At 52.4% G+C, this 25,802-nt stretch carries 26 protein-coding genes, 1 tRNA gene and 1 pseudogene; 13 read left to right on the forward strand and 15 right to left on the reverse strand.

Features of this window, described 5'->3' with window-relative positions; translation table 11 throughout:
- Positions 1–36: 36 nt before the first annotated feature.
- Together AC0IWZ_RS04780 and AC0IWZ_RS04785 are read right to left on the reverse strand one after the other, a co-directional pair.
- On the reverse strand, positions 37–1,338 hold the full coding sequence (locus AC0IWZ_RS04780; protein WP_471678001.1) for a 6-phospho-beta-glucosidase: 1,302 nt from the start codon (positions 1,336–1,338) through the stop codon (positions 37–39).
- 17 nt (positions 1,339–1,355) lie between these two features.
- Positions 1,356–1,661 (reverse strand): PTS sugar transporter subunit IIB, encoded by a 306-nt coding sequence (locus AC0IWZ_RS04785; protein WP_034493908.1) that lies wholly within the window; start codon positions 1,659–1,661, stop codon positions 1,356–1,358.
- A gap of 273 nt (positions 1,662–1,934) precedes the next feature.
- On the opposite strand from AC0IWZ_RS04785, the gene AC0IWZ_RS04790 reads away from it, so the two are divergent.
- A complete protein-coding gene (locus AC0IWZ_RS04790; protein ID WP_471680489.1) occupies positions 1,935–3,020 on the forward strand; it encodes a MurR/RpiR family transcriptional regulator in 1,086 nt (361 codons plus the stop codon).
- 57 nt (positions 3,021–3,077) lie between these two features.
- Here the strand turns inward: AC0IWZ_RS04790 and AC0IWZ_RS04795 are convergent, their stop codons facing one another.
- Positions 3,078–4,298, reverse strand: a complete 1,221-nt coding sequence (locus AC0IWZ_RS04795; RefSeq protein ID WP_471677997.1) for an amino acid deaminase — start codon at positions 4,296–4,298, stop codon at positions 3,078–3,080.
- Positions 4,299–4,370: 72 nt separating this feature from the next.
- Positions 4,371–4,469, reverse strand: a pseudogene (locus tag AC0IWZ_RS04800) (hypothetical protein); the annotation flags it as partial.
- Between the two features lie 31 nt (positions 4,470–4,500).
- Between AC0IWZ_RS04800 and AC0IWZ_RS04805 the strand changes: the two are divergent.
- Together AC0IWZ_RS04805 and AC0IWZ_RS04810 are read left to right on the forward strand one after the other, a co-directional pair.
- A complete protein-coding gene (locus AC0IWZ_RS04805) occupies positions 4,501–5,931 on the forward strand; it encodes an N-acyl-D-amino-acid deacylase family protein (RefSeq protein ID WP_471680490.1) in 1,431 nt (476 codons plus the stop codon).
- A gap of 17 nt (positions 5,932–5,948) precedes the next feature.
- The gene (locus tag AC0IWZ_RS04810; protein ID WP_471677993.1) at positions 5,949–6,341 is read left to right on the forward strand and encodes a RidA family protein; all 393 of its coding nucleotides are present in this window, start codon (positions 5,949–5,951) and stop codon (positions 6,339–6,341) included.
- Here AC0IWZ_RS04810 and AC0IWZ_RS04815 read toward each other — a convergent pair.
- Together AC0IWZ_RS04815 and AC0IWZ_RS04820 are read right to left on the reverse strand one after the other, a co-directional pair.
- The gene (locus tag AC0IWZ_RS04815; protein WP_471677990.1) at positions 6,338–7,201 is read right to left on the reverse strand and encodes a MurR/RpiR family transcriptional regulator; all 864 of its coding nucleotides are present in this window, start codon (positions 7,199–7,201) and stop codon (positions 6,338–6,340) included. The genes AC0IWZ_RS04810 and AC0IWZ_RS04815 overlap by 4 nt on opposite strands.
- Positions 7,202–7,290: 89 nt before the next feature.
- Complete coding sequence (locus AC0IWZ_RS04820; protein WP_034493922.1) at positions 7,291–7,689, reverse strand: hypothetical protein; 399 nt, start codon at positions 7,687–7,689, stop codon at positions 7,291–7,293.
- A gap of 155 nt (positions 7,690–7,844) precedes the next feature.
- Between AC0IWZ_RS04820 and AC0IWZ_RS04825 the strand changes: the two genes are divergently transcribed.
- The 3 genes from AC0IWZ_RS04825 to AC0IWZ_RS04835 all read left to right on the forward strand — a co-directional run bounded on the left by AC0IWZ_RS04825 (position 7,845) and on the right by AC0IWZ_RS04835 (position 11,639).
- A complete protein-coding gene (locus AC0IWZ_RS04825; RefSeq protein WP_034493924.1) occupies positions 7,845–8,849 on the forward strand; it encodes a LacI family DNA-binding transcriptional regulator in 1,005 nt (334 codons plus the stop codon).
- 145 nt (positions 8,850–8,994) lie between these two features.
- The gene (gene nhaC, locus AC0IWZ_RS04830; protein WP_034493926.1) at positions 8,995–10,461 is read left to right on the forward strand and encodes a Na+/H+ antiporter NhaC; all 1,467 of its coding nucleotides are present in this window, start codon (positions 8,995–8,997) and stop codon (positions 10,459–10,461) included.
- Positions 10,458–11,639, forward strand: coding sequence for a MalY/PatB family protein (locus AC0IWZ_RS04835; protein ID WP_471677988.1), 1,182 nt, complete (start codon positions 10,458–10,460; stop codon positions 11,637–11,639). Before nhaC ends, AC0IWZ_RS04835 begins: the two co-directional genes overlap by 4 nt.
- Positions 11,640–11,704: 65 nt before the next feature.
- Here the strand turns inward: AC0IWZ_RS04835 and AC0IWZ_RS04840 are convergent.
- A tRNA-Arg gene (locus AC0IWZ_RS04840) sits at positions 11,705–11,781 on the reverse strand.
- Between the two features lie 187 nt (positions 11,782–11,968).
- Between AC0IWZ_RS04840 and folD the strand changes: the two genes are divergently transcribed.
- The 5 genes from folD (at position 11,969) to malI (ending at position 16,466) form a co-directional block, all read left to right on the forward strand.
- The gene (gene folD, locus AC0IWZ_RS04845) at positions 11,969–12,835 is read left to right on the forward strand and encodes a bifunctional methylenetetrahydrofolate dehydrogenase/methenyltetrahydrofolate cyclohydrolase FolD (protein WP_034493929.1); all 867 of its coding nucleotides are present in this window, start codon (positions 11,969–11,971) and stop codon (positions 12,833–12,835) included.
- Position 12,836: 1 nt separating this feature from the next.
- Entirely contained in the window at positions 12,837–13,049 is a 213-nt protein-coding gene (gene ybcJ / locus AC0IWZ_RS04850) for a ribosome-associated protein YbcJ (protein ID WP_034493931.1), read from the forward strand.
- Between the two features lie 89 nt (positions 13,050–13,138).
- A complete protein-coding gene (locus tag AC0IWZ_RS04855; RefSeq protein WP_471677986.1) occupies positions 13,139–13,666 on the forward strand; it encodes a metal-dependent hydrolase in 528 nt (175 codons plus the stop codon).
- A gap of 197 nt (positions 13,667–13,863) precedes the next feature.
- Positions 13,864–15,363 (forward strand): PTS transporter subunit EIIC, encoded by a 1,500-nt coding sequence (locus AC0IWZ_RS04860; RefSeq protein WP_034493934.1) that lies wholly within the window; start codon positions 13,864–13,866, stop codon positions 15,361–15,363.
- An 86-nt stretch (positions 15,364–15,449) separates the two neighbouring features.
- Positions 15,450–16,466: a Mal regulon transcriptional regulator MalI gene (malI, locus tag AC0IWZ_RS04865; RefSeq protein ID WP_471677984.1), complete on the forward strand. Its 1,017-nt coding sequence runs from the start codon at positions 15,450–15,452 to the stop codon at positions 16,464–16,466.
- 134 nt (positions 16,467–16,600) lie between these two features.
- Here malI and rnk read toward each other — a convergent pair whose 3' ends face one another.
- Both rnk and AC0IWZ_RS04875 read right to left on the reverse strand, forming a co-directional pair.
- A complete protein-coding gene (rnk, locus tag AC0IWZ_RS04870) occupies positions 16,601–17,011 on the reverse strand; it encodes a nucleoside diphosphate kinase regulator (protein ID WP_034493939.1) in 411 nt (136 codons plus the stop codon).
- Positions 17,012–17,167: 156 nt separating this feature from the next.
- Complete coding sequence (locus AC0IWZ_RS04875) at positions 17,168–18,544, reverse strand: GntP family permease (protein ID WP_034493941.1); 1,377 nt, start codon at positions 18,542–18,544, stop codon at positions 17,168–17,170.
- 289 nt (positions 18,545–18,833) lie between these two features.
- Between AC0IWZ_RS04875 and AC0IWZ_RS04880 the strand changes: the two genes are divergently transcribed.
- Complete coding sequence (locus tag AC0IWZ_RS04880; protein ID WP_034493942.1) at positions 18,834–19,664, forward strand: alpha/beta fold hydrolase; 831 nt, start codon at positions 18,834–18,836, stop codon at positions 19,662–19,664.
- A gap of 45 nt (positions 19,665–19,709) precedes the next feature.
- Here the strand turns inward: AC0IWZ_RS04880 and AC0IWZ_RS04885 are convergent, their stop codons facing one another.
- Entirely contained in the window at positions 19,710–19,859 is a 150-nt protein-coding gene (locus AC0IWZ_RS04885) for a hypothetical protein (protein ID WP_167333330.1), read from the reverse strand.
- A gap of 274 nt (positions 19,860–20,133) precedes the next feature.
- Here AC0IWZ_RS04885 and AC0IWZ_RS04890 point away from each other — a divergent pair, with 274 nt between their 5' ends.
- Positions 20,134–20,379 carry a hypothetical protein gene (locus AC0IWZ_RS04890; protein WP_471679085.1) on the forward strand — a complete coding sequence of 82 codons (246 nt, stop codon included), beginning with the start codon at positions 20,134–20,136 and terminating at the stop codon, positions 20,377–20,379.
- A gap of 95 nt (positions 20,380–20,474) precedes the next feature.
- Here the strand turns inward: AC0IWZ_RS04890 and rna are convergent, their stop codons facing one another.
- The 5 genes from rna to citF form a co-directional block, all read right to left on the reverse strand.
- Positions 20,475–21,275, reverse strand: coding sequence for a ribonuclease I (rna, locus tag AC0IWZ_RS04895; protein WP_034494568.1), 801 nt, complete (start codon positions 21,273–21,275; stop codon positions 20,475–20,477).
- Between the two features lie 96 nt (positions 21,276–21,371).
- Positions 21,372–22,835 carry an anion permease gene (locus AC0IWZ_RS04900; protein WP_034493949.1) on the reverse strand — a complete coding sequence of 488 codons (1,464 nt, stop codon included), beginning with the start codon at positions 22,833–22,835 and terminating at the stop codon, positions 21,372–21,374.
- A gap of 26 nt (positions 22,836–22,861) precedes the next feature.
- A complete protein-coding gene (gene citG / locus AC0IWZ_RS04905) occupies positions 22,862–23,752 on the reverse strand; it encodes a triphosphoribosyl-dephospho-CoA synthase CitG (RefSeq protein ID WP_471677982.1) in 891 nt (296 codons plus the stop codon).
- Positions 23,724–24,275, reverse strand: coding sequence for a citrate lyase holo-[acyl-carrier protein] synthase (citX, locus tag AC0IWZ_RS04910; RefSeq protein WP_034493951.1), 552 nt, complete (start codon positions 24,273–24,275; stop codon positions 23,724–23,726). The genes citG and citX overlap by 29 nt, the downstream gene beginning before the upstream one ends.
- A gap of 3 nt (positions 24,276–24,278) precedes the next feature.
- A complete protein-coding gene (gene citF / locus AC0IWZ_RS04915; protein WP_471677980.1) occupies positions 24,279–25,799 on the reverse strand; it encodes a citrate lyase subunit alpha in 1,521 nt (506 codons plus the stop codon).
- Positions 25,800–25,802 lie beyond the last annotated feature (3 nt).

Consider the following 25,802-nt stretch of genomic DNA (forward strand, 5'->3'; position numbering starts at 1 on the left):
GCGCCGGGTATTGTTTTTATATTTGGTGAAAAGCCATTACTGATTGAACTGCGGTAACCACGCTTTGTTAATGCTTAATACTTCTTCGACCAACGTTTGTGCCAGATTGACATCAGCTACCAGCGGGTTTGCGACCAACGCTAGCAGCGCTTTTTGCTTATCGCCGTGAACCGCGGCTTCTATGGTCAGGCGTTCAAAATCTTTCACTTGCTGCGTCAGGCCATTCATCAGCAGCGGCAATTTGCCAAAGGCCAGCGGATGCGCGCCCAGGGCATCAATCAGGCAATTGGTTTCGATTACTGCGTCGTCCGGCAAGCCCTGAATCGCCCCGTTATTGGCGGTGTTGACCACCATTTCAACGCCGAGATTATTGTGCAGCGCATTGATCAATTGCACCGCGACTTCGGAATAGAACGATCCGCCGCGCTGGCTGAGTTCTTCTGGCTTTTTATCCAGATTCGGGTCGGCGTACAGCTTAAACAGCGACTCTTCCACCTTCATCACCAGCTCGGCACGCGTGCCTTTGGTGTCTGCATCTGCCAGTTCGTCTTCGAGCATGGTGCGGGTTTGCCAGAAATAGCGGTGATACGGGCAGGGAATAGCACGCAGGGCGCGCAGCAAATCCGCAGGCCACGGAATCGCTTTAATATTGTTCATGGAAAGCTGCTCGCCGTCGCACAGCATTTCGATCACTTCGTCGGTGGCATCGCGTCCGTCGGCCAACACTTTATGTACCCAAACCATATGATTCAGGCCCGCAAAACGTAGCGACACTTTGTCGTGAGGCAGTTTCAGCATATCGGCAATCATGTGATGCATGGTGACGGGCACATTGCACAGGCCGATAATTTTGGCCTTGCTGTAGCGCGAAACCGCTTCGGTCACAATGCCAGCCGGATTGGTGAAGTTGATAATCCATGCGTCGGGAGCCAGGCGCTCCACGCGTTTCGCAATATCCATCATCACCGGAATGGTACGCAGCGCTTTGGCAAAACCGCCCACACCCGTGGTTTCCTGGCCGAGCAGCTTGTGGCTTAAACCGAGACGTTCATCGGCGGCGCGCGCGGGAAGTTGCCCGACGCGCAATTGCGTTAAGACAAAACTGGAGCCTTTTATCGCCTCGTCAGCATCAAAATGCACCGAGACTTTTACCGCTTCCAGGCCATTACGATCCAGCATACGGCGGGCGAGGGCGGCGATAATATCAACTTTATGGCGACCGGCTTCGACATCCACCAGTGCCAGCTCCGCCATTGGCAGTGAAACGTGGCGCTCAATCAAACCTTCAATCAATTCCGGGGTGTAACTGCTTCCCCCGCCAACAACGGTAATTTTCATGCTGTTCTCCGCGGGCCTCAGGCCATCAGTTGAATGGCTTTATCCAGCACGCGGTCACCGCGCATGGTGCCGTAATCCATCATGTCTATCACCGCCACAGGCAAGCCTCGCGGGGTGGAAAGTTCTGTCAGGCGTTGTAATTCAAACTGCACTTGCGGGCCAAGCAGCACCACATCGGCGTGGTGAAGTTGGTTTTCAATTTCAGCCACCGGAAACGCTTCGATTTCAACGTCCATTGACCGCTTTGCCGCTTCGGCACGCATTTTCTGCACCAGCATGCTGGTGGACATTCCCGCAGCGCAACACAACATGATTTTTTTCATTACAACAATCCTCTCGTTTGAAAACATATTTCATACATTAGCCGTTTTAATTAGCATGTATGAAAATTATTTTCATGAGTGTGATCGCAGTTGGATAATTGCTCAGGCAAGGCACAACAGGGTGAAAATGTGATCTGTATAAGAAAAATGGAACTCACTGATAATTAAAACGATGAAAAGAAGCTCATCTGGCTGGATGGATTGAAAAATAATTTCAATAATTTATGATGCCTTTAACGAGCAGAAAATGCCGACATTAGGACACCTCCTGTTATGGATATTGTTTACCAACTGGTGCATGGGTTATCGGGTCTGCCCGCGCAAGAATCACGGCTTGCGCGCTTTTTCCTCGACAATTTTGCGCAGATCCCAGACGCGACGATGGAAGAGCTGGCGGCCAAAGCGGGTGTCAGCCCGGCAACATTGCAGCACTTCGCCCGGAGCATTGGCTGTGACAATATCAATGATTTTATCGGCCAGGTGCGCCACCAACAGCAGGAGAGCAGCCAGCAAACGCCAGCCGCGCCGATGCTGGGTGATGCGGCCTGGATGGATCCCAGCACTCTGCAAGCGCTGGCTAAAAATGCCGGAGTGGGTAGCGAAATACTCAAGCGCTTTTCGCACTCCATCGGGCGCGAAAGTAGCAGCGATATTCTCGGCCAGATCCGCCATCGCCTGAATGACTTCAGCCAGCAGGAATCGCGCGTCGCGCAGACCATTCTTGAAGATGTCTCGTTTGCGGCTTCTGCAACCATCGATCAACTCGCGACGGCGGCAGGCGTCAGCCCGGCTACCATCACTCGTTTTGCTCGCGCCGCTGGCTGCGACGATATTCGTGATTTGCGCATGAAACTGGCGCAAGCCAGCACGCCGGTTTCTGCGGGCGATATGCCTGCTCCGTGGCGCGAAAAACTGGGCAATGTGCAACATGCGTTAAATTCCCAGTTGTGCGAACTGCTGCCCTCCGCGATGAACCAGGCGATTGCACGGTTAAAACAGGCGAAGGCGGTGCATATTTTTAGCGCCAGCGCGGCCGATACGCCCTTTGCCAGCCTGTTGCAATATCGCCTGCTGACTCAGGGTTATCCGGCCAATATTTGCCAGGATGGAGCGATGATGAGTATCACTGCTTCGATGCTGGGGAAAGGGCAGGTGTTGGTTATTTTCGCCGCAAGTGCGCCAGAAAACTCGCTGATTGCGGCGTCGCATCAGGCGCGTCGGCTGGGGGCTGAGTTAGTGATTATCGGCCAGGAAGTGGGTGCGTTTATCCATCGCGAAGATATTCATCTGCCGCTTAAAGACACGCGGTACGGCGCATTGTTAGTGATTGATTTGCTGTGCGAAGGGATTGATAGCTGAGTTATTGGCAAAATTGTCGGATGTCGCTGACGCTAATCCGACATTTGTTCTGATGGATCAGAACGCCGTTTCTAAGGTTTCCAGAACCTGATAGCCATCATCCACCAGATACAGCGCTTTCCATTTGTCGAATGTCAGACACGGATGCGAGGTGCTGAAGACCAGAATATCCCCCACCTGCACATCGGCACCTGGTTTGAGTTTCAGCATCGTGTGCTGGTCCATAATTCCGGTCGTTTCGATAGTATCAGCGGCATTTTCCAGCGCTTTACCGGCACGATAATGGGCGATGGGTTGCGGTAATCCGGCATCAAAGGCGCTGTCGCGCTTGCCGAAATTCACAATCGCGCGGTCGCTCTCCGGCACCGATTGCACCATGGCGACTAGTTCCAGCGCGGAAGCCAAATCCCCGCCTAGATCACAGGCCGTTTTGTCGCGTGCCATTAATTCGTCCTGCGCTTCCTGATAAATCCCCGCATCATGCGTGATGTAGCAGCCGGGGCGAATGACCACACGGCAGTTCGCTGGCTTCTTCGCTTCCAGCCAGACATTGCAGACCACGTCATACCAGACGGAACCCGCGCCGGTGAGGATAAATTCCCCGTCGACATAGTGCTCGAGTTTGCAGGCCAGCGCAGCGGCTTCACGCAGCAGTGCTTCGACTTTTGGCTGTGGGTTTTCGCCATGCAGCACGCCTTCGTACAGTTCCAGCCCGCGTAAACGTAGCGCCGGAAGCGCAGAGATTTCTTCGGCTAACGCCAGCGCTTGTTCCGCCGTGCGGCAACCGCAGCGCCCACCGGGCACGCCCAGTTCCAGCAAAATATCGAGTTGTTGGTTTTGTGCGGCAAAGAAGGCGGAAAGAGTTTTTGCGTTCTCAACGCTATCAACACAACACAAATAATCGACGTCGGGATAGTGTGCTTTGAGCTGCGAAACCAACTGCATATTCGCTTTGCCAACCAGTTGGTTAACCATCAATACGCGCTTGATTCCGCTGACCATTGCAATGCTCGCTTGCCAGGCGCTACCCACGCCAATCGCCCAGGCTCCCGCTTGCTGTTGTTGCTGGAAGATCCACGGCGTCATGGTCGTTTTGCCGTGCGGGGCCAGCGACACGCCGCGGGTATCAGCGTAACGCTGCATCCACTGAATATTGTTCTCAAGAGCCGTTTTTTTGACAATCGCAGCGGGCAGGCAAACGTCTTCATTGAGGATGTTAGCCGGGGAAAATAGCGTGGCAGATTTGTGTGGGACGATGTTACTTTTATGGTATTTCATAACATTATTCCTTAGGGGTTAACTTTTCTTTCAGACTCGGTATCAATTTTAAGTTGTTGATTAATTTATTAATTAACTTGATGGTGTATTTGTATTGAATAAAAGTATCATAAATTCATATGCATTTTGCGTAGTCTTCCACTGTTTTTTACGCTTGTAAATGGTTAACTTTAATCCAGAACACAACGGGGGTCAGGAAGCCATGAAGTTCGACTATTTGTTTAAAAATGTCACCGTCATCGATGGAAGCGGGGGCGCGGAGTATCGCGCTGATGTGGCGGTGCAGGGCGAAAGGATTGCACAAATCGCGCCGTCGATTAGCGAATCGGCGCATCATGAAATCGACGGCACAGGCCGCGTGTTGGCTCCCGGTTTTATCGACGTCCACACTCACGATGACATCAACGTGATCCGTATGCCGGAGTACTTGCCGAAAATCAGCCAGGGCATCACCACGGTGATTGTCGGCAACTGCGGAATCAGTGCCGCAACAGCGACCATGAAAGGCAGTGTGCCGGACCCGATGAACTTACTCGGTGACGCGGCACAATTTATCTACCCAACGGTTGCCGCCTACGCAGAGGCGGTGGAGCAGGCGAAACCCGCTGTTAACGTCGGCACGCTGATTGGTCACACCGCACTGCGCAATAACCATATGGACAATTTGTTCCGCGAAGCCACGCGTGAGGAAATTAGCGCGATGCGAGAACAGCTCCGTCTGGCCTTGCAACAAGGCGGGCTGGGATTGAGCACCGGCCTTGCCTACGCCAGCGCATTCCATTCCACCACCGAAGAAGTGATGGTGCTGGCGGAAGAATTGGCCGCGGGCAACGGGATTTACACCACTCACTTGCGCTCTGAGTTTGAACCGATTCTCGAGGCGCTCGACGAGGCGTTCCGCATTGGCCGCCACGGTAAAGTGCCGGTGGTGGTTTCGCACCATAAATGTGCCGGGGCGAAGAACTGGGGGCGCACAGTCGAAACGCTGAAATTATTCGATAAAGTTCGCCAGCAGCAGGATGTTTCCTGCGATTGTTACCCGTATTCCGCCAGCTCATCGACGCTGGATGTGAAACAAATTACCGAAGATTTCGACATCATCATTACCTGGTCGCAGACGCATCCTGAAGTCGCCGGACAGTCGCTGAAGCAAATTGCGGAAAGCTGGGAGATGACGCTGGTTGAGGCAGGGAAACGGCTGATGCCCGCAGGGGCGATTTACTACAACATGGACGAGCAGGACGTGCGACGCGTGTTGAGTTACCCGGTGACGATGGTCGGTTCTGATGGATTGCCAAACGATCCGATGCCGCACCCGCGCCTGTGGGGCGCGTTCCCTCGCGTGCTCGGCCATTACAGCCGTGACGAGAAATTATTCCCATTGACGGTGGCGGTGCATAAGATGACGGGCATGTCGGCGGCACGTTTCCAGCTTGCCGAGCGCGGCCTGGTAAAATGCGGCTATTATGCTGATTTAGTGATGTTTGATCCTGAAACCGTGCGCGATGTGGCGAGCTTTAGCCATCCACAGCAGCCAGCAGCGGGGATTGAAGCCGTGATGGTTAACGGTGTCATGAGCTATGGTCGGGATAAGAAAGTGATTGGGCGTGCCGGGCGTTTTTTACGTCGGTAAACAATTAAGGAGCAACAATGAGCATTAAACGTTATGGAGTCGGTGGCAGTACCGGGACGGGCGGGCAGAAACTGCCTTTTGCGAAAGCCGTAGAGGCGGGCGGTTGGCTGTATGTATCCGGCCAGACGCCGATGAAAGATGGCGAAGTTGTCGAAGGCGGGATTATCGAGCAGTCGCGCCTGGCGATTCAGAACTGTGTCGACATCATGCAGGACGCGGGTTACATCCTGGCCGATGTGGTTCACGTAAAAGTTTTCCTGACGGATGCGCGTTATTTCCAGTCGTTTAACAAAGTGTTCGCTGAATTTTTTTCTGACCATCCGCCAGCACGCGTTTGTTGCGTGGCGGATTTGGTTGTTGATTGCAAAGTGGAAGTGGATTTGACCTGTTATCGGGCCGATCGGGCTTAATCCCCCAACGGCTGCCTGTCCACGCCACCCCGGTGGCTATTGAGCGCAAGCTTAATACGGCGCAGGCGGTCTTTGGCCTGGTTTTTATTCGCCATCGCCAGCTCCGTTGCCAACACATCAACCATCGCTAACATCGCGTAGCGCGAGGTGCTCGGCTTAAAGATGTAGTCGTTTTCGCGCACAATCAGGGGCAGCACGATATCGGCCGTTTGTGCGAGCGGTGTTTCAGCGGGCGTGATGGCGATAACCTTTGCCCCGTACTGGCGGGCAATCGCCGCGCTTTCAATAATTTCTGGCGTATAACCCCCCAGTGAAAGCGCCAGCACGGCATCGCCTGGGACCACGGCAGAACACATCATTCTCACCAGCAAACCATCGCTCTGGCTGACAACAGGCAGGCCGAGTCGAAACAAGCGAAATTGGACTTCCTGGGCGCAAATCGTTGACCCGCCGCCCATGCCTATGGCGAGGATCTGCCGGGAATTGCTCAACCATTCCACTGCTTTTTTCAGCGACTCAGGATTGAGTGCGCGACGGTTAATATCCAGCACATTAATGATAGTTTCATAAATCCCCTGCACGCCTTCGAGGTCTGGTACATCGAGAATAAAGCGTTGCCCAACCGCCAGCGACTGGGCCAGTTTCACCTTCAGTTCACGCACATCCTTACAGCCAATCGCGCGCGCAAAGCGAGTAATCGACGCCTGGCTGGTCTCGGTAAGTCTTGCCATCTGGGCAATGGGCAAGGTTGCGGCGGATTGCACGTCATCAAGAATGAACTGCGCGATACGTTTTTCTGTGGCGGTCAGTTCCACAAAACGGTCAGTGATACAGGAGATAATGTCGATGGAAACAGGCATGCGCGTCCCTGAAAATGGTAAATAAATGGCTGGTACTTTGTACCATAGAACGCGTTATTTGTGGCAGACAATAGCCAGGTGTTTTTGAGTTAAACGGTCGTGAATTCCAGTGCCAGGCCAAGGAGAGTCATATTTTGCACCGAAGGCTCTCCGGTCGCTGCTATCAATGTCCCTTGAAATTTCAGCTTCTTAAATGGCCCATTGATGATGAGCCTTGCGCGCAAACTTGGCATGCTCAGAGAATTGACGGGATAGACAATTCGCCCTTTGATGGCGACAGGGATTTTTCGCAGATCGATGCACTGGCGCACGCCAACCGTGGAGTAGAGGACGGCAACCGGTGTGACAGAGGCCAGAGGCTGTTCGGATACGCTGATAAAATCCAGCAGTAACTCAGGTTGCAGAAAATGCAGGCCACCATGTGGGACGGTCACGCCTGGGATCTCAGGCATCGGGAATGTTTGAGGAAGGTGGAGTGAATCAGTCATTTTTCATCATCCATTAAAAGGGAAACTCAGCGAAATCGCCCACGTTCTGCCCTGGTACATCTGATAAAGGTAGTCCAGTTTAGTGATATGCTCGGCGTGGTTCTGGGTTGTTGTTCACGAAGAATTTACGTTCCTCATCTCAATACAGTGAATATATGGCGACAATGAAAGAGGTGGCGCTGTTGGCGGGTGTGTCAACGGCGACGGTATCCCGAGTAATTAATCAAACTTCATACGTTGAACCTGTTACGCAGGAACGTGTGGAAAAAGCGATGCGTGAGCTGAACTATCGGCGCAATGCTGCGGCGTTGGCTCTCGCCAAACGCAGCGGCAACATGCTGGGTTTGTTAACCGGCAATCTTGCCGACCCATTCTTTGCAAGGCTTGCCAGAGGTGTTGAAGAAATTGCCCGTCATCAGGGTTTTCGCTTAATGGTGTGCAGTGGCGGGCATCAGGCAGAGCTTGAAAAGTCTGGATTAGACTTTTTGATTAACCAGGGGTGCGAAGCCATTGTTGTTCACGCCACCCGTTTGCCCGATCAAGATTTGATTCGCTACAGCGCTCATACCCCGGCCATGATTATTGTTAACCGCTACATTCCTTCGATAGCGCCACGCTGTGTATGGCTCGATAACCAAAGTGCTGCGCACAAAGCGACGCGGCATTTGCTGGAAAATGGTCATCGTTGCATTGCCTGTATTACCTCCGATTTACCGATTGATGATCGGCGGCAGCGTCTGGACGGTTATCGTTCAGCGCTGGCTGAATATGGAATTACGCCTGAGAAAAGTTGGATTATTAGCGTGCCGTTTAACGAAGAGGGCGGGGAAAGCGCCGCGCGAAAGTTGCTCGACAGTGGTGTTCCTTTTACTGCGGCATTTACCTTCAATGATGTGATGGCGGCCGGTATGATGCGCGCCCTTCATCAGCGTGGGATTAAGCTCCCTGAGCAATTGTCGCTGGTGGGGTTTGATGATGTCGTTCTTGCGCGTTACCTGTTCCCGGCGTTAACCACCATGCACTATCCCATTGAACGGATGGCCCGGCGTGCGGCACTGCTCGCTATTCAGTTGTATCAGCAACATACGCCGCCGCCGCGCTCATTACGCTTTGATGCCGAACTTATCGAACGAGATTCAGTGATTAAGAATCGAAAGTGAAATCAGATCGTCAACGGCATTTTTGTGATGTATGTCGTAATTTCATATGCCATGTATGCGGTTACATGGCAGCATCCCGCCCGTCACATTTGCCTCGCACTGTTCCCCCTATTCTGAGCGTACCAACAATACCTGGAACACAATCATGAAAGCGAATGAACGACACAGCGATAAAAAAACGCTCTCTTTTGGACTGGCTTTGCTCCCCATCGTCATGATGCTGGGTTTGCTTATCGTCGGCTACGGCGTGATGGGCTTACGCATTGAACCGCTGCTGCTTTGTTCTGCGGCCATTGCCGCAGGTCTTGCCTGGTGGCAGGGATACAGCTGGGACGATGTGATTACGTCCATCGTGGCAAAACTGGCTAAAGCGATGCCCGTCATTATGATTTTGATTTGCGTCGGTGGGCTTATCAGCACCTGGATGTTCAGTGGCACCATTCCTTATATGGTGTATTGGGGGCTTAAACTGATAAGTCCCCAATACATTCTGATTGCGGCGTTTTTCCTGACAAGCGTGGTTTCAGTGTGTACCGGAACGTCATGGGGATCGGCCGGAACGGTAGGGGTGGCGCTGATGGGGGTTGCTGCAGGGCTTGATGTTCCGCTGGCTGCTGCCGCAGGTGCCGTCGTTTCCGGTGCCTACTTCGGAGATAAAATATCTCCACTTTCAGACTCAACCAACTTTGCAGCGATTGTTGCGGATACGACGCTGTTCGAGCATATCCAGCATTTGATGTACACCACCATCCCGAGTTTCATTCTGGCCACGATTGTTTACCTTGTGGCAGGACACAGCAGCATGATGGGTGAAGTTGCCACTCCGCAGCGTGTAACAGATATCATCAGCGCGTTAGATGGCCTCTATAATTTCAATATCGTCTTGATTTTGCCGCCGATTATTGTGCTTTGGGGGGCTATCAGCAAAAAGCCAGTGATCCCATTGATGCTGATTGCCTGTGTCTTAGCCATTATTTTGGGCATCTTGTTGCAGGGTTTAAGCCTGAAGCAAGGGCTGGATGCGTTTATGGACGGCTTTAACATCAGCATGTTCCCGCAAGGGACTGACGGGATTATCGCGGATGTCCCACGTCTGCTGAATCGCGGTGGTTTGTTCTCGATGATGAGCACAATCTTGCTGGTTTTCTGTGCCTTCTCTTTTGCCGGAGCGCTCACGCTCACGGGCGCACTCACCATTATTATCAACCGCTTATTGACGGTGATTCATAGTGTAGGGCAACTGATCGCGGCCACTATCGGCACGACGATTCTGGTTACAGCGGCAACGAGCGACGGCAAACTGGCGCTGTTGGTTCCTGCTGAGCTTTATCAAGATGCCTATCGCCGCATGGGGTTAGATACCAAAAACTTGTCCCGTACCATCGAGGATGCCGGCACCGTTATTGAACCACTGATTCCGTGGACAGCGGCTGGTGTCTATATGGCATCCACGCTTGGCGTGAGCACTCTGGATTTTTTACCGTGGGCTGTTCAGTGCTACTCCGCCATTTTCTTTGCGCTGATTTACGGTTTTACCGGATTTGGAATCGCAAAAGCACCGGTTCTGGCAACCGCGCCAGTAGAGAGTTCTGAGCAGGGAGTCGCACGATGAAAACAAACTTTGACCAGGTAATTAACCGCCATGCGACCGGCTCGGTAAAATGGGATTTTATCGACCGTTATCAGAATATGGACACTGAAAACTTACTCCCGATGTGGGTTTCTGATTACGATTTTGCATGCCCACCTAATGTACTGGAAGCACTCCACAAACGTGTTGACCACGGTGTGTTTGGTTACAGCGAACGGGACGAAAAATACTACTCGGCGCTGACCGGCTGGTTTGAGCGCCGCCACCAACTTACGATTAAACCTGAATGGATTTGCAGTATTGAAGGCGTGGTGCCTGGGCTTTCGCTGCTAGTGCAGATGCTGAGTCAGGTGGGGGACAACGTCGTTGTTCAGGGGCCGTATTACGGATCGTTTGCCAAAATAATCCAGCTCAATCAGCGAAAGCTACTCGAAAACCCGCTGCAAGAAGATTTGGAAGCGGGATATGTGATGGATCTCGCGCAGCTTGAAATGCTTTTTAGTGAATATCGCCCGCCACTGTTTATTTTGTGCAATCCCCACAATCCTACTGGGCGTTGCTGGAGTAAAGAAGAGCTAACCCAGCTTTTGGCATTGTGCGAAAAGTACGATGTCATGGTGCTTTCAGACGAGATTTGGGCTGATTTGCTATTACCTGGCTCAACGTTTACCTCCGTTTTGCATCTTGACGCTCGCTGGCATTCAAGAGTGATTGCAGCCACATCTGCCAGTAAAACCTTTGGCCTTTCATCGCTGCGGATTTCAAATTTCCTGATTCCCAATTCAGGTTTAAAAGGACAATTTGTTGATCGTTTAAATGCCCATGGTCTGGATGTATTTAATGCGCTGTCAATGGAGGCGGCAACTGCGGCATATAACGGGGCAGAACAATGGCTTGATGAATTACTGGCTTATCTGGCCGCTAACCGTGACTGGTTTGTTTCAAGGGTAGAACGTGATTTGCCATGGTTGCGGATTGTTCCTGCGCAAGGCACATATTTGGTATGGATTGATTGCCGGGCGCTGGGGTTAGACGATGAACAATTAAAACATGTCATGACTGATATCGCCGGAATCGCGCCTTCCATGGGCAGCGGATTTGGCCCTTATGGTTCTGGTTTTATCCGTATCAATCTGGGGTGCCCGCGCAGCTATCTTGAACAAGCAATTAACGGGTTGTTGAGGATTGGGGCGCAATAATTGTTGCTGTGAATTTCAGACATAAAAAAAGACGCCTTCGGGCGTCTTTTCTCTTCGAATCGAAATGGTACGCCCTACAGGGCTCGAACCTGTGACCTACGGCTTAGAAGGCCGTTGCTCTATCCAACTGAGCTAAGGGCGCACTGTATTCCTTTCGGAAGCATTGCGGACTCGGATTATACGGTCAGTACCTTTTGAGTCAATGGCTTTTCAATCACCTGCCGGACATTTGAGCATAAAGGCTTAACAATGCCTGACAGCGGGCCTGGCTTCTGACAAAATAGAAACAATCCCCCTCCTTTTTGATTACAGACGGAATCCTCTGACTGATGGCAGCAAAGATTATTGACGGTAAAACGATTGCGCAGCAGGTACGGCTTGAAGTTGCTGAAAAAGTAAAAGCCCGAATTGCCGCTGGAAAACGTGCTCCTGGACTCGCTGTTGTACTGGTTGGCGAGAACCCTGCATCGCAAATTTATGTGGGTAGCAAACGTAAGGCTTGTGAAGAAGTGGGCTTTATTTCCCGCTCTTACGATTTGCCGGATTCCACCTCCGAAGCAGAACTTCTGGAATTGATTGATACGCTTAACGCGGATAACGAAATCGACGGCATTCTGGTGCAGCTGCCGTTGCCTGCGGGTATCGACAACGTAAAAGTGCTGGAGCGTATTGACCCGGATAAAGACGTGGATGGTTTCCATCCGTACAACGTAGGCCGCCTGTGCCAGCGTGCGCCGCGTCTGCGTCCTTGTACGCCGCGCGGTATCGTGACGCTGCTTGAGCGTTACGGCATTGATACTTACGGCCTGAACGCCGTGGTGATTGGCGCATCCAACATTGTCGGTCGCCCGATGAGCATGGAACTGCTACTGGCGGGTTGCACTACAACCGTCACGCACCGCTTCACCAAAAACCTGCGTCAACACGTCGAGAACGCCGATTTAGTCATCGTCGCGGTTGGCAAACCTGGCTTTATTCCGGGTGAGTGGATCAAGGAAGGGGCGATTGTCGTGGACGTCGGTATTAACCGTCTGGAGAGCGGCAAGGTGGTTGGCGACGTAAATTATGATGAAGCCGCCGTCAAAGCCTCGTATATTACGCCGGTTCCGGGTGGCGTTGGCCCAATGACCGTCGCCACTCTTATCCAGAATACCTTGCAGGCTTGCGAGGAATATCATGATGTCGATGGAGAGTAATATGACGACCTTCTCATTAGGTAAACACCCACACGTTGAATTATGCGATCTGCTGAAGCTGGAAGGCTGGTGTGAAAGCGGCGCACAGGCGAAAGCGGTGATTGCCGAAGGTCTGGTGAAAGTTGACGGTGTTGTTGAAACCCGCAAACGCTGCAAAATCGTTGCAGGTCAGACGGTAGTTTTTGAAAGTCTGAGCATTACGGTTCAAGCGTAATTTCTCACCGAAACCGGCCCTTCACGGGCCGTTTCTTTTTGGCAAATCTGATCTATTCTCCATTTCTCACTCACAAACCTACGCAACTTATGCCAACCATAATTACCCACGCAGCCGTTCCCATTTGTTTAGGATTGGGGTTTGGCAAAAAAATTATTCCACCTCGTTTGTTGCTCGGCGGTATTGTGCTGTCGATGTTGCCTGATGCCGACGTACTGGCGTTCAAATTTGGGGTGGCATATGGCAATGCTTTTGGGCATCGAGGTTTCACTCATTCATTATTGTTTGCGTTCGTGGTGCCTTTGCTGTGTTTATTCGGTTATCGCTGGTTCCGGGCGGGCATTTTGCGTGTCTGGTTATTCCTGACCGTTTCGCTGCTTTCGCATAGCTTGCTGGACTCGGTAACGACCGGTGGCAAAGGTGTTGGCTGGTTGTGGCCGTGGTCAGATGAACGCTTTTTTGCCCCCTGGCAGGTGATTCGTGTCGCACCTTTTGCGCTTTCACGCTATCTCCAGCCGAGCGGGCAGGCCGTCATCTGGTCAGAAATACAGTGGGTCTGGCTGCCGGGCTTGTTGATGGCATTTTTAATTTTCGTTCTGCGTAAAAATCTTCGCTAAATCCCCACAACTGCGCAGGTTAAAACCTGCGCAACTTCAAATATTCGATAACAGTATGGCTACAACTCAGATTTTAGTTGCCGGACAAAAAACGTTTCGCCAGTATAGGTAGAACGTTATAGTAGAACGTTCTACCTAGCATAAAAACGCGTAAATTCAGAAAACGCGATAGCGGCGTCAACACCGGGGGATTGTCTATGAGTTTGTTATCCAGCATTACAAAATCGTTATCTAAGTTGTCGATGATAGGCCGTGCATTAATGTTGCCTATCTCATTGCTACCGGCTGCGGGTCTGTTGCTGGCCTTTGGCGATAAATTCCATTTACCGTTAATGATGAACGCGGGCGGGGTGATTTTCGACAACCTGCCGATGCTGTTTGCCATTGGTTCGGCGGTCGGTCTGGCGGCGGAATCTGGTATTGCTGCGCTTTCGGCGGCGGTGTCGGTGTTTATCATTAACGTGACTATTGGCACTGTTTTACACATCACGCCGGAAATGGCGGCGGCGGGTGGAAAATACGCCATGGTGGTCGGTATTCCGACCTTGCAGATGGGCGTATTTGGCGGCCTGATTTCCGGCATTCTGGCGGCGTGGTGCTACAACAAATTCCACACCATGCAGTTGCCTGAATTCCTCGGCTTCTTCTCGGGTAAGCGCTTTGTGGCTATTGCGACCGCATTCTTGTCGTTCCTACTGGGTATGGCGCTGCCGTGGGTCTGGTCATACATTCAGTCGGGGATTGATTCGCTGTCGGTAATTGTCAACGGAGACAATCAGGCACTTTCCACGTTTATCTTTGGGCTGGTTGAACGCGCGCTGATCCCGCTGGGTTTGCACCATATCTGGTATCCGTCATTCTGGTATTCGTTTGGTGAATACACCACAAACGCAGGCCAGGTCATTCACGGCGATCAGACAATCTGGTTCAAAATGTTGGAGGAGGGTGTGAAATCCTTTAGCAGCGATAGCTACCACAACGCCGGTAAATTCATGCAAGGTGAGTTCCCGTTGATGTTGTTCGCGCTGCCGGCGGCATGTCTGGCGATGTACCATGAAGCGAACACCAAAAATAAGAAAATTGCCTCCGGTATTTTGTTCTCTGCGGCGCTGACCTGTTTCCTGACGGGCATCACCGAACCGGTAGAATTTACCTTTATCTTCGTTGCGCCAATTCTGTATGTGTTCAACGCGATTATGGCCGGGCTGTCTTATATGTGTATGTATTTGCTGCATGCGCATATCGCCAAGTCGTTCTCCGCAGGGATGATTGACTACATTTCCTTTGGTATTTTGCCTTCGTTCAACGGTTATCAGACTAACTTCCTGTCGGCTGTGATTGTCGGTATCCCAATGGCGTTGATTTACTACTTCACATTCCGCTACGTGATTCGCCGTTTCGACGTGAAAACGCCGGGCCGTGCGGATGTTACCGCTAACGCGAATGACAAAACGGACACCGAACTGGCGGGGGATATTATCGGCCTGCTGGGGGGCGCGGAGAACATTAACTCCGTCGGTTCTTGCATCACACGTCTGCGTCTGGAAGTGGAAAAAAGCGAGCATGTCGATAAAGACGGCCTGAATAGTCTCGGTGCGCGCGGCGTGGTGTTTGTCGGTGATTCGGGTATTCAGGTGATATTTGGTGCTCGAGCGCAGTTTATCGCACAGACGATGTCCACAATGATTGGCAAATAATTTCCCCGTCATCCTTCAAGCCGCCGATATGTTTATGGGCGGCTTTATGGTATTGATAACAAGGATATTTGGTGCAAAGGAACGGGATGAAAAAGGTCAATATTATTGATGTAGCACAACTGGCTGGAGTTTCTGTCTCCACCGTTTCTTTAGTGCTGCGCCAAAAAGGGAAGATCTCCGAGGCGACTATCGAAAAGGTCAATGCGGCGATTAAACAGCTTGGCTATGTTCATAACGTCGCGGCGGCGAATCTGCGTTCCAGCACCTCCAATCTCATCGGCCTGATCATCCGCGATTTTAACGATTCTTTCTGCGTTAATGTGATGGCGAGTGTGGTTCATTACCTTGAGAAACAAGGTTATATGGTGTTTCTCGGCCATCCGCAGGATGACACTCAACAGCTACAGCAATGCTTAACGTCGTTCACGCAACAAGGTGTGGCTGGGGTGATTTACCTGGATGCCAACCACCGTTTAGCCTCGATTCCGTCACTTATTTCTGAATGCCCGTTGCCGACGGTGATTATCGCGGAGTCCACGGTGAGCAGCCATCGCGACGTGATTGGGCGAGACAATCGACAGGCCGGGAACCAGGCGACGCGCTATCTGATCGACCGCGGCCACCGCAATATCGCTTATCTGGGCGGTACGGCGGCAAATCTCATGCGCGAGGAGCGCTTGCTCGGTTATCGCAACGCGCTGGCGCAGTACGATTTACCATTCCGTGAAGAGTGGGCGCCAGTTTGTGAAAATGATACGGAAGCGGCGGCCCGTTTAACGCGCCAGTTGCTTGAGAACAACAGCAAAATCACCGCCATGTTGTGCCATTCTCCTTCGGCCATTATTGGCTGCCTGAATGGGATTGCGCAGGTTGGGCGAACGGTTGGCAAAGATGTGTTTTTGACGCAGCAGGTTTCGTTGATTGGTTTTGAAGACATGATGAACATTAATCTTACTTCGCCACGGTTTACCTATGTTTCGGCATCCAGTGAAGAAGCGGGAAGACAAGCCGCAACGCTGATTGTGAACAAGATTAAAGAGCCGACGTTACCGTCGCAGAAGATTATTATTTCAGGGGAGTTGGTTCAGCGAGACTCCGCGTAAACCCGTCATACTTCAAGTTGCAGCAGTGTTGGCTACACTCGCAAACCCCAGTCACTTACTTGTGTAAGCTCCTGGGGATTCGCTCCCTTGCCGCAACTCGAATTATTCGGGTTTAGTCTTGGGCTAAAAGGAACTTAACGGTGATATTCACCCGCCGCTTCTGGCTGGTACTGCACCTCTAGCACTTCGAGATGTGTCTGGTTGCCGTTTGGCAACGTCCAGTTAATTGTCGCACCGGCACGTAAACCCAAAAGCGCTGCTCCAACGGGCGCCATCACTGAAAGCTGGTTATCGCTGTCTGTCAGGTTTGCCGGGTAAACCAGTGTGCGCACATGCTCTTCTTTCGAGGACAAATCGCGGAATTTCACGCGGCTGTTCATCGTCACAACATCAGCCGGAATATCTTCAGGCTTACGCATTTCCGCTCTGTCCAGTTCGGCATTCAGCACGGTTGCTACCGGCTGGTTGGCAAATTGTGGCTGCTCCAGCAAACGGTCAATACGCTCGGCATCGAGTTCATTAATGATAATGGCTGGTCTGGACATAATTCTCGTTTCTCTCCGTGTAAATAGCAGGCAGTCATATGCCTGATGAGGACCTTACAAAAGAAAACCCTCACCGGTAAGAGTGAGGGTTTGGTCTGTAGTGATGATACTTAGCTTAGCCCATAGTTTAAAGTGACATCAGTCACAAACTACCGTTTACAGAATAATGCTGCCGACCAAAGCGAACAGGAAGGCGATAGTCCCGATAAGCGTTTCCATCACGGTCCAGGTCTTCAGCGTGGTTTTCTCGTCCATTTCAAGGAAACGGCCGACCAGCCAGAAACCGGAGTCGTTCACGTGAGACAACACGGTTGCACCGCCGGCAATCGCCACCACGATAAAGCACAGGTCGAACTGGCTAAGGCCAGGAGTTGCTGCGACCATCGGGGAAATCAGTGCCGCAGTGGTGGTCAGCGCAACCGTTGCCGAACCTTGTGCCACACGCAGAGCGGTAGAGATAACGAATGCGGCAACAATCACCGGCATACCGGTATCAGACAAAATACCTGCCAGCGCATCGCCAATGCCGCTTGCACGCAGAACGCCGCCGAACATACCACCCGCACCGGTTACCAGAATGATGCCGCAGATTGGGCCAAGCGCGCCATCACACACTTTTTCCAGATGCTGACGGCTATGGCGGCCGCTAAACACTGCCAGGGCGAAGAACACGGTAATCAGCAAGGCGATAGGGGTTTTACCTAACATACGCAGGAACTGAACCACGGTGTTATCGGCAGTTACCCAACCGAGCACGGTCGCGGTGTTCAGGCCGGTATCGAGGAAGATCAGAACCAGTGGCAGCATCAGGATGGATAAAACGGTACCAAACGCTGGCGGCTGGTGGTTAGGATCGGCTTCAACGCTTCCGAGGAAAGAAGAAGGCAGAGGAACTTCGAATTTTTTACCCGCGTACAGGCCAAACAGGTAAGCACCGAGATACCAGGTTGGGAGCGCGATCACCAGACCGACAATCACCAGCAGGCCGATGTTTGCACCCAGTAATTCACTGGCAGCAACCGGACCCGGATGCGGTGGCAGCAAGGCGTGCATGACGGCAAACGCACCCGCAGCAGGCAGCGCATATTTAAGCGTGGAACCACCAAACTGTTTTGCCACGCTGAAGATAATCGGCAGCATGACGACCAGACCCGCATCGAAGAAGATAGGGAAGCCAAACAGCAATGAGGCCACGCCAAGCGCCAACGGAGCGCGGTGCGAACCAAATTTACCGACCAGCGTGTCAGCCAGTACTTTTGCGCCGCCGGAAATTTCCAGCAGACGGCCAATCATTGCTCCGAGGCCAACCAGCAGTGCAACGCCCGCCAGCGTGCTACCAAAACCGCCCAAAATAGTCGGGACAATTTTGTCGAATGGCACGCCAGTGACCAGGGCTACGACAACGCTCACCAGTGTTAATGCTAAGAATGCATGCACCTTGAAGCGCATGATGAGAAGAAGCAGGAGTAGAACTGCACAGGCTGCGATCCCTAGCAGGGTTCCTGCACCGTAATGGGCTGTAAGTTCGGTCATATGTTTTCCTCTGCGCCGACTTTATAAGTGAAAAAGGCTTTAAGCATAATTCACCAGATTGCTGATACCGGTAACATGATATCGGTAACATGACGCTGTCGGGAATGGACTACCTCATGTTTATTAACATTTTGGGAGCAAGGTCAAACTATCGAAATAAACCCTCACAAGCCGCAGTAGAACAATTGCTGACCGTAAATAAACCTGCCTGGTGAGAAAATTGAATTACGCTGTATATGCACCTTTCAATTGGGCACATCGTACGACCATCACCTGAACAGGAGTTATCATGAGCCATTTCGACAAACTCAAGTTAAAGGACGGCAGTTCTCTTTATTTTAAGGATTGGGGAGAAGGGCAACCGGTAGTATTCAGCCACGGCTGGCCATTAACGGCGGATGCGTTTGAAGATCAGATGTTTTTCCTTGGGCAGAAAGGATTTCGGGTCATCGCTCATGACCGGCGCGGGCATGGTCGCTCGTCGCAAACCTGGGACGGTAATCATATGGATCAATATGCTGACGACCTGGCCGAACTGACGGCGCACTTAAATTTGAAAGATGCGATTCATGTCGGGCATTCAACCGGCGGCGGTGAAGTTGCGCGTTACATTGGGCGTCACGGTACGAGTCGCGTGGCGAAAGCGGTTTTGATCAGCGCCGTTCCGCCGATTATGGTGAAAACCGATTTTAATCCCAACGGGGTGCCCATTGACGTTTTTGATGGTATCCGTGAAGGCGTGCGTGCCAACCGCGCAGATTTCTTCAAAGAGCTGACGCTGCCGTTTTACGGTTACAATCGTTCAGGGGCAGAAATCTCGGAAGGGGTCAGAGAGAGTTTTGTAGAACAAGGCATGCAGGGCGGGATTAAAGCGCTTTACGACTGCATTAAAGCGTTTTCTGAAACCGACCTGCGCGAAGATTTAAAGAAAATGACCATCCCGACGCTGGTGATTCATGGTGATGACGATCAAATAGTGCCGTTTGAGACCTGCGGCAAGGTCACGGCGGCGACATTGCCAGACTCTATCTTCAAGGTTTATGAAGGCGGTTCGCACGGTATTTGCACCACGGAGAAAGACCGGGTCAATGCGGATTTGCTGGAGTTTCTGAAAGGCTAGCGTCATACGGCGGGTAAATCAGTTTTACCCGCCGTTCAGTTATTTTCATTTCGCCGCGACCGGCAACATAATTTCTTTCAAAATTTCATAACGTTGCTGTGGTGAAAGCCAAATCAAACCTAACAATTTGTGCGCCTGGTCTTCGCGTTCGAACTGCGTTTTTAACTGCATTAAAAAACGTTTTGTCGTGTTCATAAGCACCTCCGTATTGGATAGACCCAGCATAGGCTGGCAAACCCGGAACTAATAGTGAACTGATTATTTTTTGTGTTCAGTGTTTGTTGGTACCATTACGTCATTATTCATCGACGCTAAACTTAATGTTAAGTTATTGATTTTGTGAGATTGATCGGAATCAGGGAAAAATAGAGGTGTAAGATTTTGTCCGGAATCGAACATAAAATCTTATTTTCAAGGATCATCTTGCATGAAATGGAATGCATTTTTTGGTTTGATCATGGCTGTAGTTATGGCATTTGGCATGGTGACTTCCGTCAATGCCAGCCAAAACAAAGACGACATCAAACAGCAAATTATCGACGCTTCAATAGAAGACTATCCCGGCAATTGCCCTTGCCCTTACAACAGCATGAGAAATGGTCGCCAGTGCGGAGGCCGTAGCGCATGGAGCAAAGAGGGCGGTTATTCTCCGATTTGCTACAAAAAAGAAGTGACGGATGAAATGGTGGAGGAATGGGAGGCGGAGCATTCTTGAATGTCGGATAGCGCTGGCGCTTATCCGAACTACGAAAGAGACCAGTGAGTTTTGTAGGGTGGATAAGCCGCAGGCGTCATCCACCGCTTTGGTGATTAATAACCTACCGCATCCAGGCGGAATTGCTTCGCGCAGTTGCCCGGGTTTTTCTGTTTAGCGAATGAATCTTCGTTTAAAGGGCCGTTAATTTTTGCTGCATCCAGAGAGATTTGCATTTCAGTCAGGTAAGCCGGATTCCCGTTGCAGGTTAGTTTTACCGCTTTTACCGCATCGTCTCCCCAGCTTTTTTCCAGCGCTTTATTGAAGGCTTTTCGCGTCACGATTTTGCCGTAGTTTTCAGCCAAAAAGTTTCCAAAAGCGCTTTGTTTAAATTCACTATTCAGGCGCACCATGGTGCCGAAATAGGCATTAGGGTTGAAGCCAAAACAGACGCCATGTTTGGCAAATTCATAACGATCCAGGCATGACTGGCCGCCTGCGCCCGGCATGACTCCGGCGAGCTGGCTGGCGATATCTGGGGTTAATGCAGGCGCAGGTGCCTGGCATTTTTGCGAGCCGCGTACCTCGGCCATGTTAGGAACCGGGCGTGTAGAGCAGCCGTAACGCATCCAGCGCTTTTCATCTACACCCCTTGCTGCCACTGACTTTGGCAAACCAGGCCACAGACCATGCACCGTCAAAAAGGCACGTTTATCATTTTGTTCTTGCTGCGTTTTACACTCGGCAGGCTCATTGCGATTGCGTTCATGCATGCTTTGGCAAAAGCCCGTTTGCCAGGATAGCGCCAGGACATAACGATCAAAATCGCCATATTGCCTGGCGGTCAGCGGCTGCGCTTGCAGCAGGGAGCTGGTGGACAGTAAAGAGGTCAGAATTAGCGTGTTTTGCCACGTCATTTTCATGCGTTTTCTCGCTCGGGCTTCCAGAAGTCATCATATTTAACCATAAAAAAAGCGCCTCACAGAGACGCTTGTTTCCAGAATGACTGACCGTTAGCTCCAGAGGGCCAGAATCGGCCAGCCGACGCACAACAACAGGCTGATATAGATCACGCCAAAAATGGCACCTAATCGCCAGTAATCTTTGGATTTCACATAACCGCAGCCATAGATAATCACGCCAGGGCCGGTGGCATAAGGCGTCAGGCAGCCCATTATGCCGATGGACAGCACCAGAAGGATGCACAAGTGCTCCATGGGTACGCCCGGAATACCTTTACCTACGGCGAGGATCATCGGCAGCATAGTAGCCGTGTGGGCCGAAAGGCTGGCGAACAGATAGTGCGCAAAGTAGAACACCAGAACCAGCACGATCACCGTGGCGTTAGGCGAGAATCCTTCAAGGTGAGAGCTCATGGTATTGGCAAACCAGTCGATGAAACCAGACCGGCTCAGGCCGCTTGCCATTACAACCAGCGTGGCGAGGTTCACTAGCGTGTTCCAGGCACTGTGATATTTGGTGATGTCTTTCCACGGCACGACGTGCAGCGCCAGCATCAGCGACACCGCCAGTAAACCCACCGCGGTGGCATCAATGATTTCACCGCCGAACACCCATAACCCGAGGCTCAGTAACACTAAACAGATTAAAATCATCTCTTTGCGTGTTAACGCGCCCATCTCTTTTAATGCGCTGCTGGCCCAGCCAGACACCTCCGCGCTGTGCGTCACTTCTGGTTTATACAGCACATAAGAAAGCCATGGGGCGACAATCAGCAAGATGATTCCCACGGGCAGGAAACTTAAAAACCACTGCATCCAGCTTATCTGGATACCGGCAATTTTGCTGACGAACTCCAACCCCAGCACGTTAGGTGCTGCCCCGGTGATAAACATCGAGGAGCTAAGACTGGTACTGATCACCATCATCCACATCAGGTAACTCCCGATGCGGCGCGATGAAGGATCGTTTGGGAAGGACTGGAACAGCGGCGGCAGGTTTTTGATTACCGGGAATACGGTGCCGCCGGTTCGTGCGGTGTTTGACGGGGTAAACGGTGCCAGCAGCACGTCGATGATGACAATCGCGTAGCCGAGCGTCAGCGTCCGCTTGCCCATAAATTTCACCATAAACAGCGCGATACGGCGACCCAGCCCGGTGACTTCATAACCCAGCGCGAAGATAAACGCCCCGAATACCAGCCAGACCGTGGTGCTTGAGAAGCCTGCCAGCCCCCATTTCAGCGCCTGTTTTCCGGCGTCGAATGCAGGGTCTGCCAGTTCTTTAGCGTCGAACAGCAGGTAATCGCTGCCGATGACGCAAATCGTCACGGCGATAAAGCTAATTGCCGTTGCTGGAATCGGCTCCAGAATCATGCCGACAATCATGGCGACAAAGATTGCAAAGTAGTGCCACGCCTGCGGAGGCATGCCGTCGGGCACTGGAATAAGCAGCATCACGGCCATCACCACTAGCGGGGCCAGTAACTTCCATATTTTATCTTTTGAAACAGACATAACTGATTCTCCAGTAAGGATTTTTATTAATTTGTGTTGAGTGTGTAAGGCATTAGTTCGCTTAAAAAATGGGTGACGATCAGCAGATCTGCGCTGCCGCCAGGGCTGAGATTGCGTTCGATACATTGCTGGTTAAATTCGTGCAGGTGGCTCAGATCGGCGGGTTGACGAATACCACCCCGGCGTAACAGTGTTTGGGCGTGTTGTTGCAACCATTGAAGGCCAGCACTTCCGCCGCGCGAGGCGACGTTGGTGTCGTTGTTGACAGACATCAGCACCAGCAAAGTGTCGAGCAACGCGAGTTCGGGGTCACTTCCTGCCGCCAGGCGTGTGCGGTAATGGGGAAGGGCGAGTGTGAGCACCAGCGGATAGCCCGCTTCGGCTTCTCCGCGTGCCCCTGTTAGCCCCATCTGGCGGTAAAGGCGTTGCCCGGCGGTGTGTTGGGCGTTGCCATTTTGCAGTTCGCGACCGGTTAAACCCTGGCAATAATTAGCGACGGTTTTACCGACAGCTTCTGGCGAAATAACCTGCCGCTGCTGATACAAGCGCCCGATGGCGGCACACAGCAATCCCAGGGAAAAAATGGTGCCTTTATGGGTGTTGACGCCAGCCGTTGCGCGGAACATATCGGCTTCACAACCCATGCCAATCACGCGCAGGTCCGCGAGCGCTTCATGTGCTGGACAGTTGGCGTGACGGGCACCTGACGCCATAAAACGCGGCAACCAGTGGCGGATGGCTTCGGCGCTGCGATGAAAATCCTCCAGCGCCATGTCTTTGTGCGCCCCGCAGTTAAAGCTGTCGACCAGGCCTGGTTTTGGGGAGAGGTTGACTTCAGTCAGCATCGCGCGCCATGCGAGGTCACAGCAGCCCGCGACGATATCGGCATCAAGCGTGGGCAGCGTTTTCGGCAGCATCTAACAGTGCCTCCATGCGGGTGTGCAGCTCAGAAAGCGAGTGGGTTTGCTCCCGAGCACACAGGCTGGCATTACGCTGGCAAATCAGGCAATCGCGTGGCGGCTGGTCAAAGTCGCTACGCGAAAGAATTTGCCCGTGCGCAGTGAGCACATCCAGATCCCAAAGCCTGCCCAGCGGGTGCGACTGCTCAAGCCCGATGGTCGCCAGTTTCACACTCATGGCTGGCGCATCTATTGCCAGTAATCCTTCCGGCCCGGTGGCTAAAGGCAGGCAAGTCTGTTTTTTGATTTCCCAGCCGGAAAGCTCTGCCAGGTGGCGTAACTCCCTAAGACCATGATTAAAGATACGTCGCGTCAGTTCTGTGTCTTTTACAGGCCCAGGCGCAACGATGGTAAACGAAACCAGCGTTACACCATGGCGTTCCAGCCAGGACTGTTGGCGGGTCTGGCGTGCATCACGGCTGGCGATGATTTCCGGCACCGTAACAACGGCGTGGGTTGCAGAGGTAAGATACAGCGGCATCGTTTACTCCTTTACCTGGCGAACGACGTCGATAACCGAGCCGTCGCGGTAGCGCACCACCGCAATCACGCGGTCGGTAAATTCAATCGGCTGCGGTTTTCCGGTGAGGAGTCCGGCGCGTTCGCGTAACCATTCGATGGAGACGACTTTCATTCCCGCTTCTTTGAGGGTTTCCGCCAGTTCCGGGCGCGCCGGGTTGACGGCGATACCGTGGTCTGTGACCAGAATATCGACGCTTGAGCCAGGCGTAACGCAGGTTGTCACTTCATCTACCAGAGTAGGAATGCGTCCACGAACCAGCGGCGCGACGATAATCGACAGCGCGGCGGCCACGGCAGTGTCGCAGTGGCCGCCGGAGGCGCCGCGTAGCACGCCGTCCGAACCGGTCAGCACGTTGACGTTAAAACGCGTGTCCACTTCCAGCGCGCTGAGCACGACGACATCCAGTCGGTCTACAGATGCACCTTTCGAACCCCAGTTGGCATACTGGTTGGCGCTAATTTCGATGTGGTTCGGGTTGTGCGCCAGCGATTCGGCTGCGATGCGGTCAAAGCTCTGCACGTCGAGTAACTTTTTGATTAACCCTTTTTCATGCAGATCAACCATTGTGGAGGTGATGCCCCCCAGCGCGTAAGCCGCGTGAATGCCACGGCTGCGCATTTTGTCTTCCAGAAAACGGGTGACGGCAAGGGATGCGCCGCCGGTGCCGGTTTGCAGGGAAAAGCCTTCTTTGAAATAACCGGAGTTAACCACCACATCGGCCGCACTTCGGGCAATCAACAACTCGCGAGGATTGGAGGTCATGCGGGTGGCGTCTGCGCCGATCTTGTCGGCATCGCCGACGCGGTCGATCTGAACGATCAAATCCACATGATCCTGCGGGATGCTGGCGGGATTGTGCGGGTAGGGCTGCAGGGCTTCGGTCAGCAAAACCACCTGGCGGGCATTTTCTGCGTCTACTTTCGCGTAACCCAGCGAGCCGCAGCAGGCTTTGCCGGTGTAGCCGTTGGCGTTACCGAAGGGATCGCAGGAAGGAACACCGAGAAATGCGACGTCAATTTTCAGCTCGCCGCTTTTGATCAGTTGCACGCGGCCACCGTGGGAGTGGATTTGCACCGGTTCGGCCAACAATCCGCGAGAGATCTCTTCAGCAAGCTCGCCTCGCAGCCCGGAGGTGTAAATACGGCTGACGACGTTGTTGCGGATATGCTCGACCAGCGGCGCATGGCAGTCGCTTAACGAGCTGGAAGCCAGCGTCAGATTTTTAAAGCCCATCCGGCCGATAGCTTCCATCACTGTGTTCAGCGTCAGATCGCCGCCGCGAAACGCGTGGTGAAAGGAGATGGTCATCCCGTCGTGTAGCCCGGAACGGCGAATGGCTTCATCAAGCGAGGTGCACAGTTTTTTGTCGCGTGGTTTTTGCGTTTGCTGGTTTAGTTTGGACGCGTTCTGGAAAGCCTGGATATCGCTGTCGCTGCGGCGTTGCCAGGCGTTGAGGCGTTCCTGTCGTTGAGTGTGAGTCATTGT

This window comes from Buttiauxella sp. AC142, assembly GCF_979253435.1.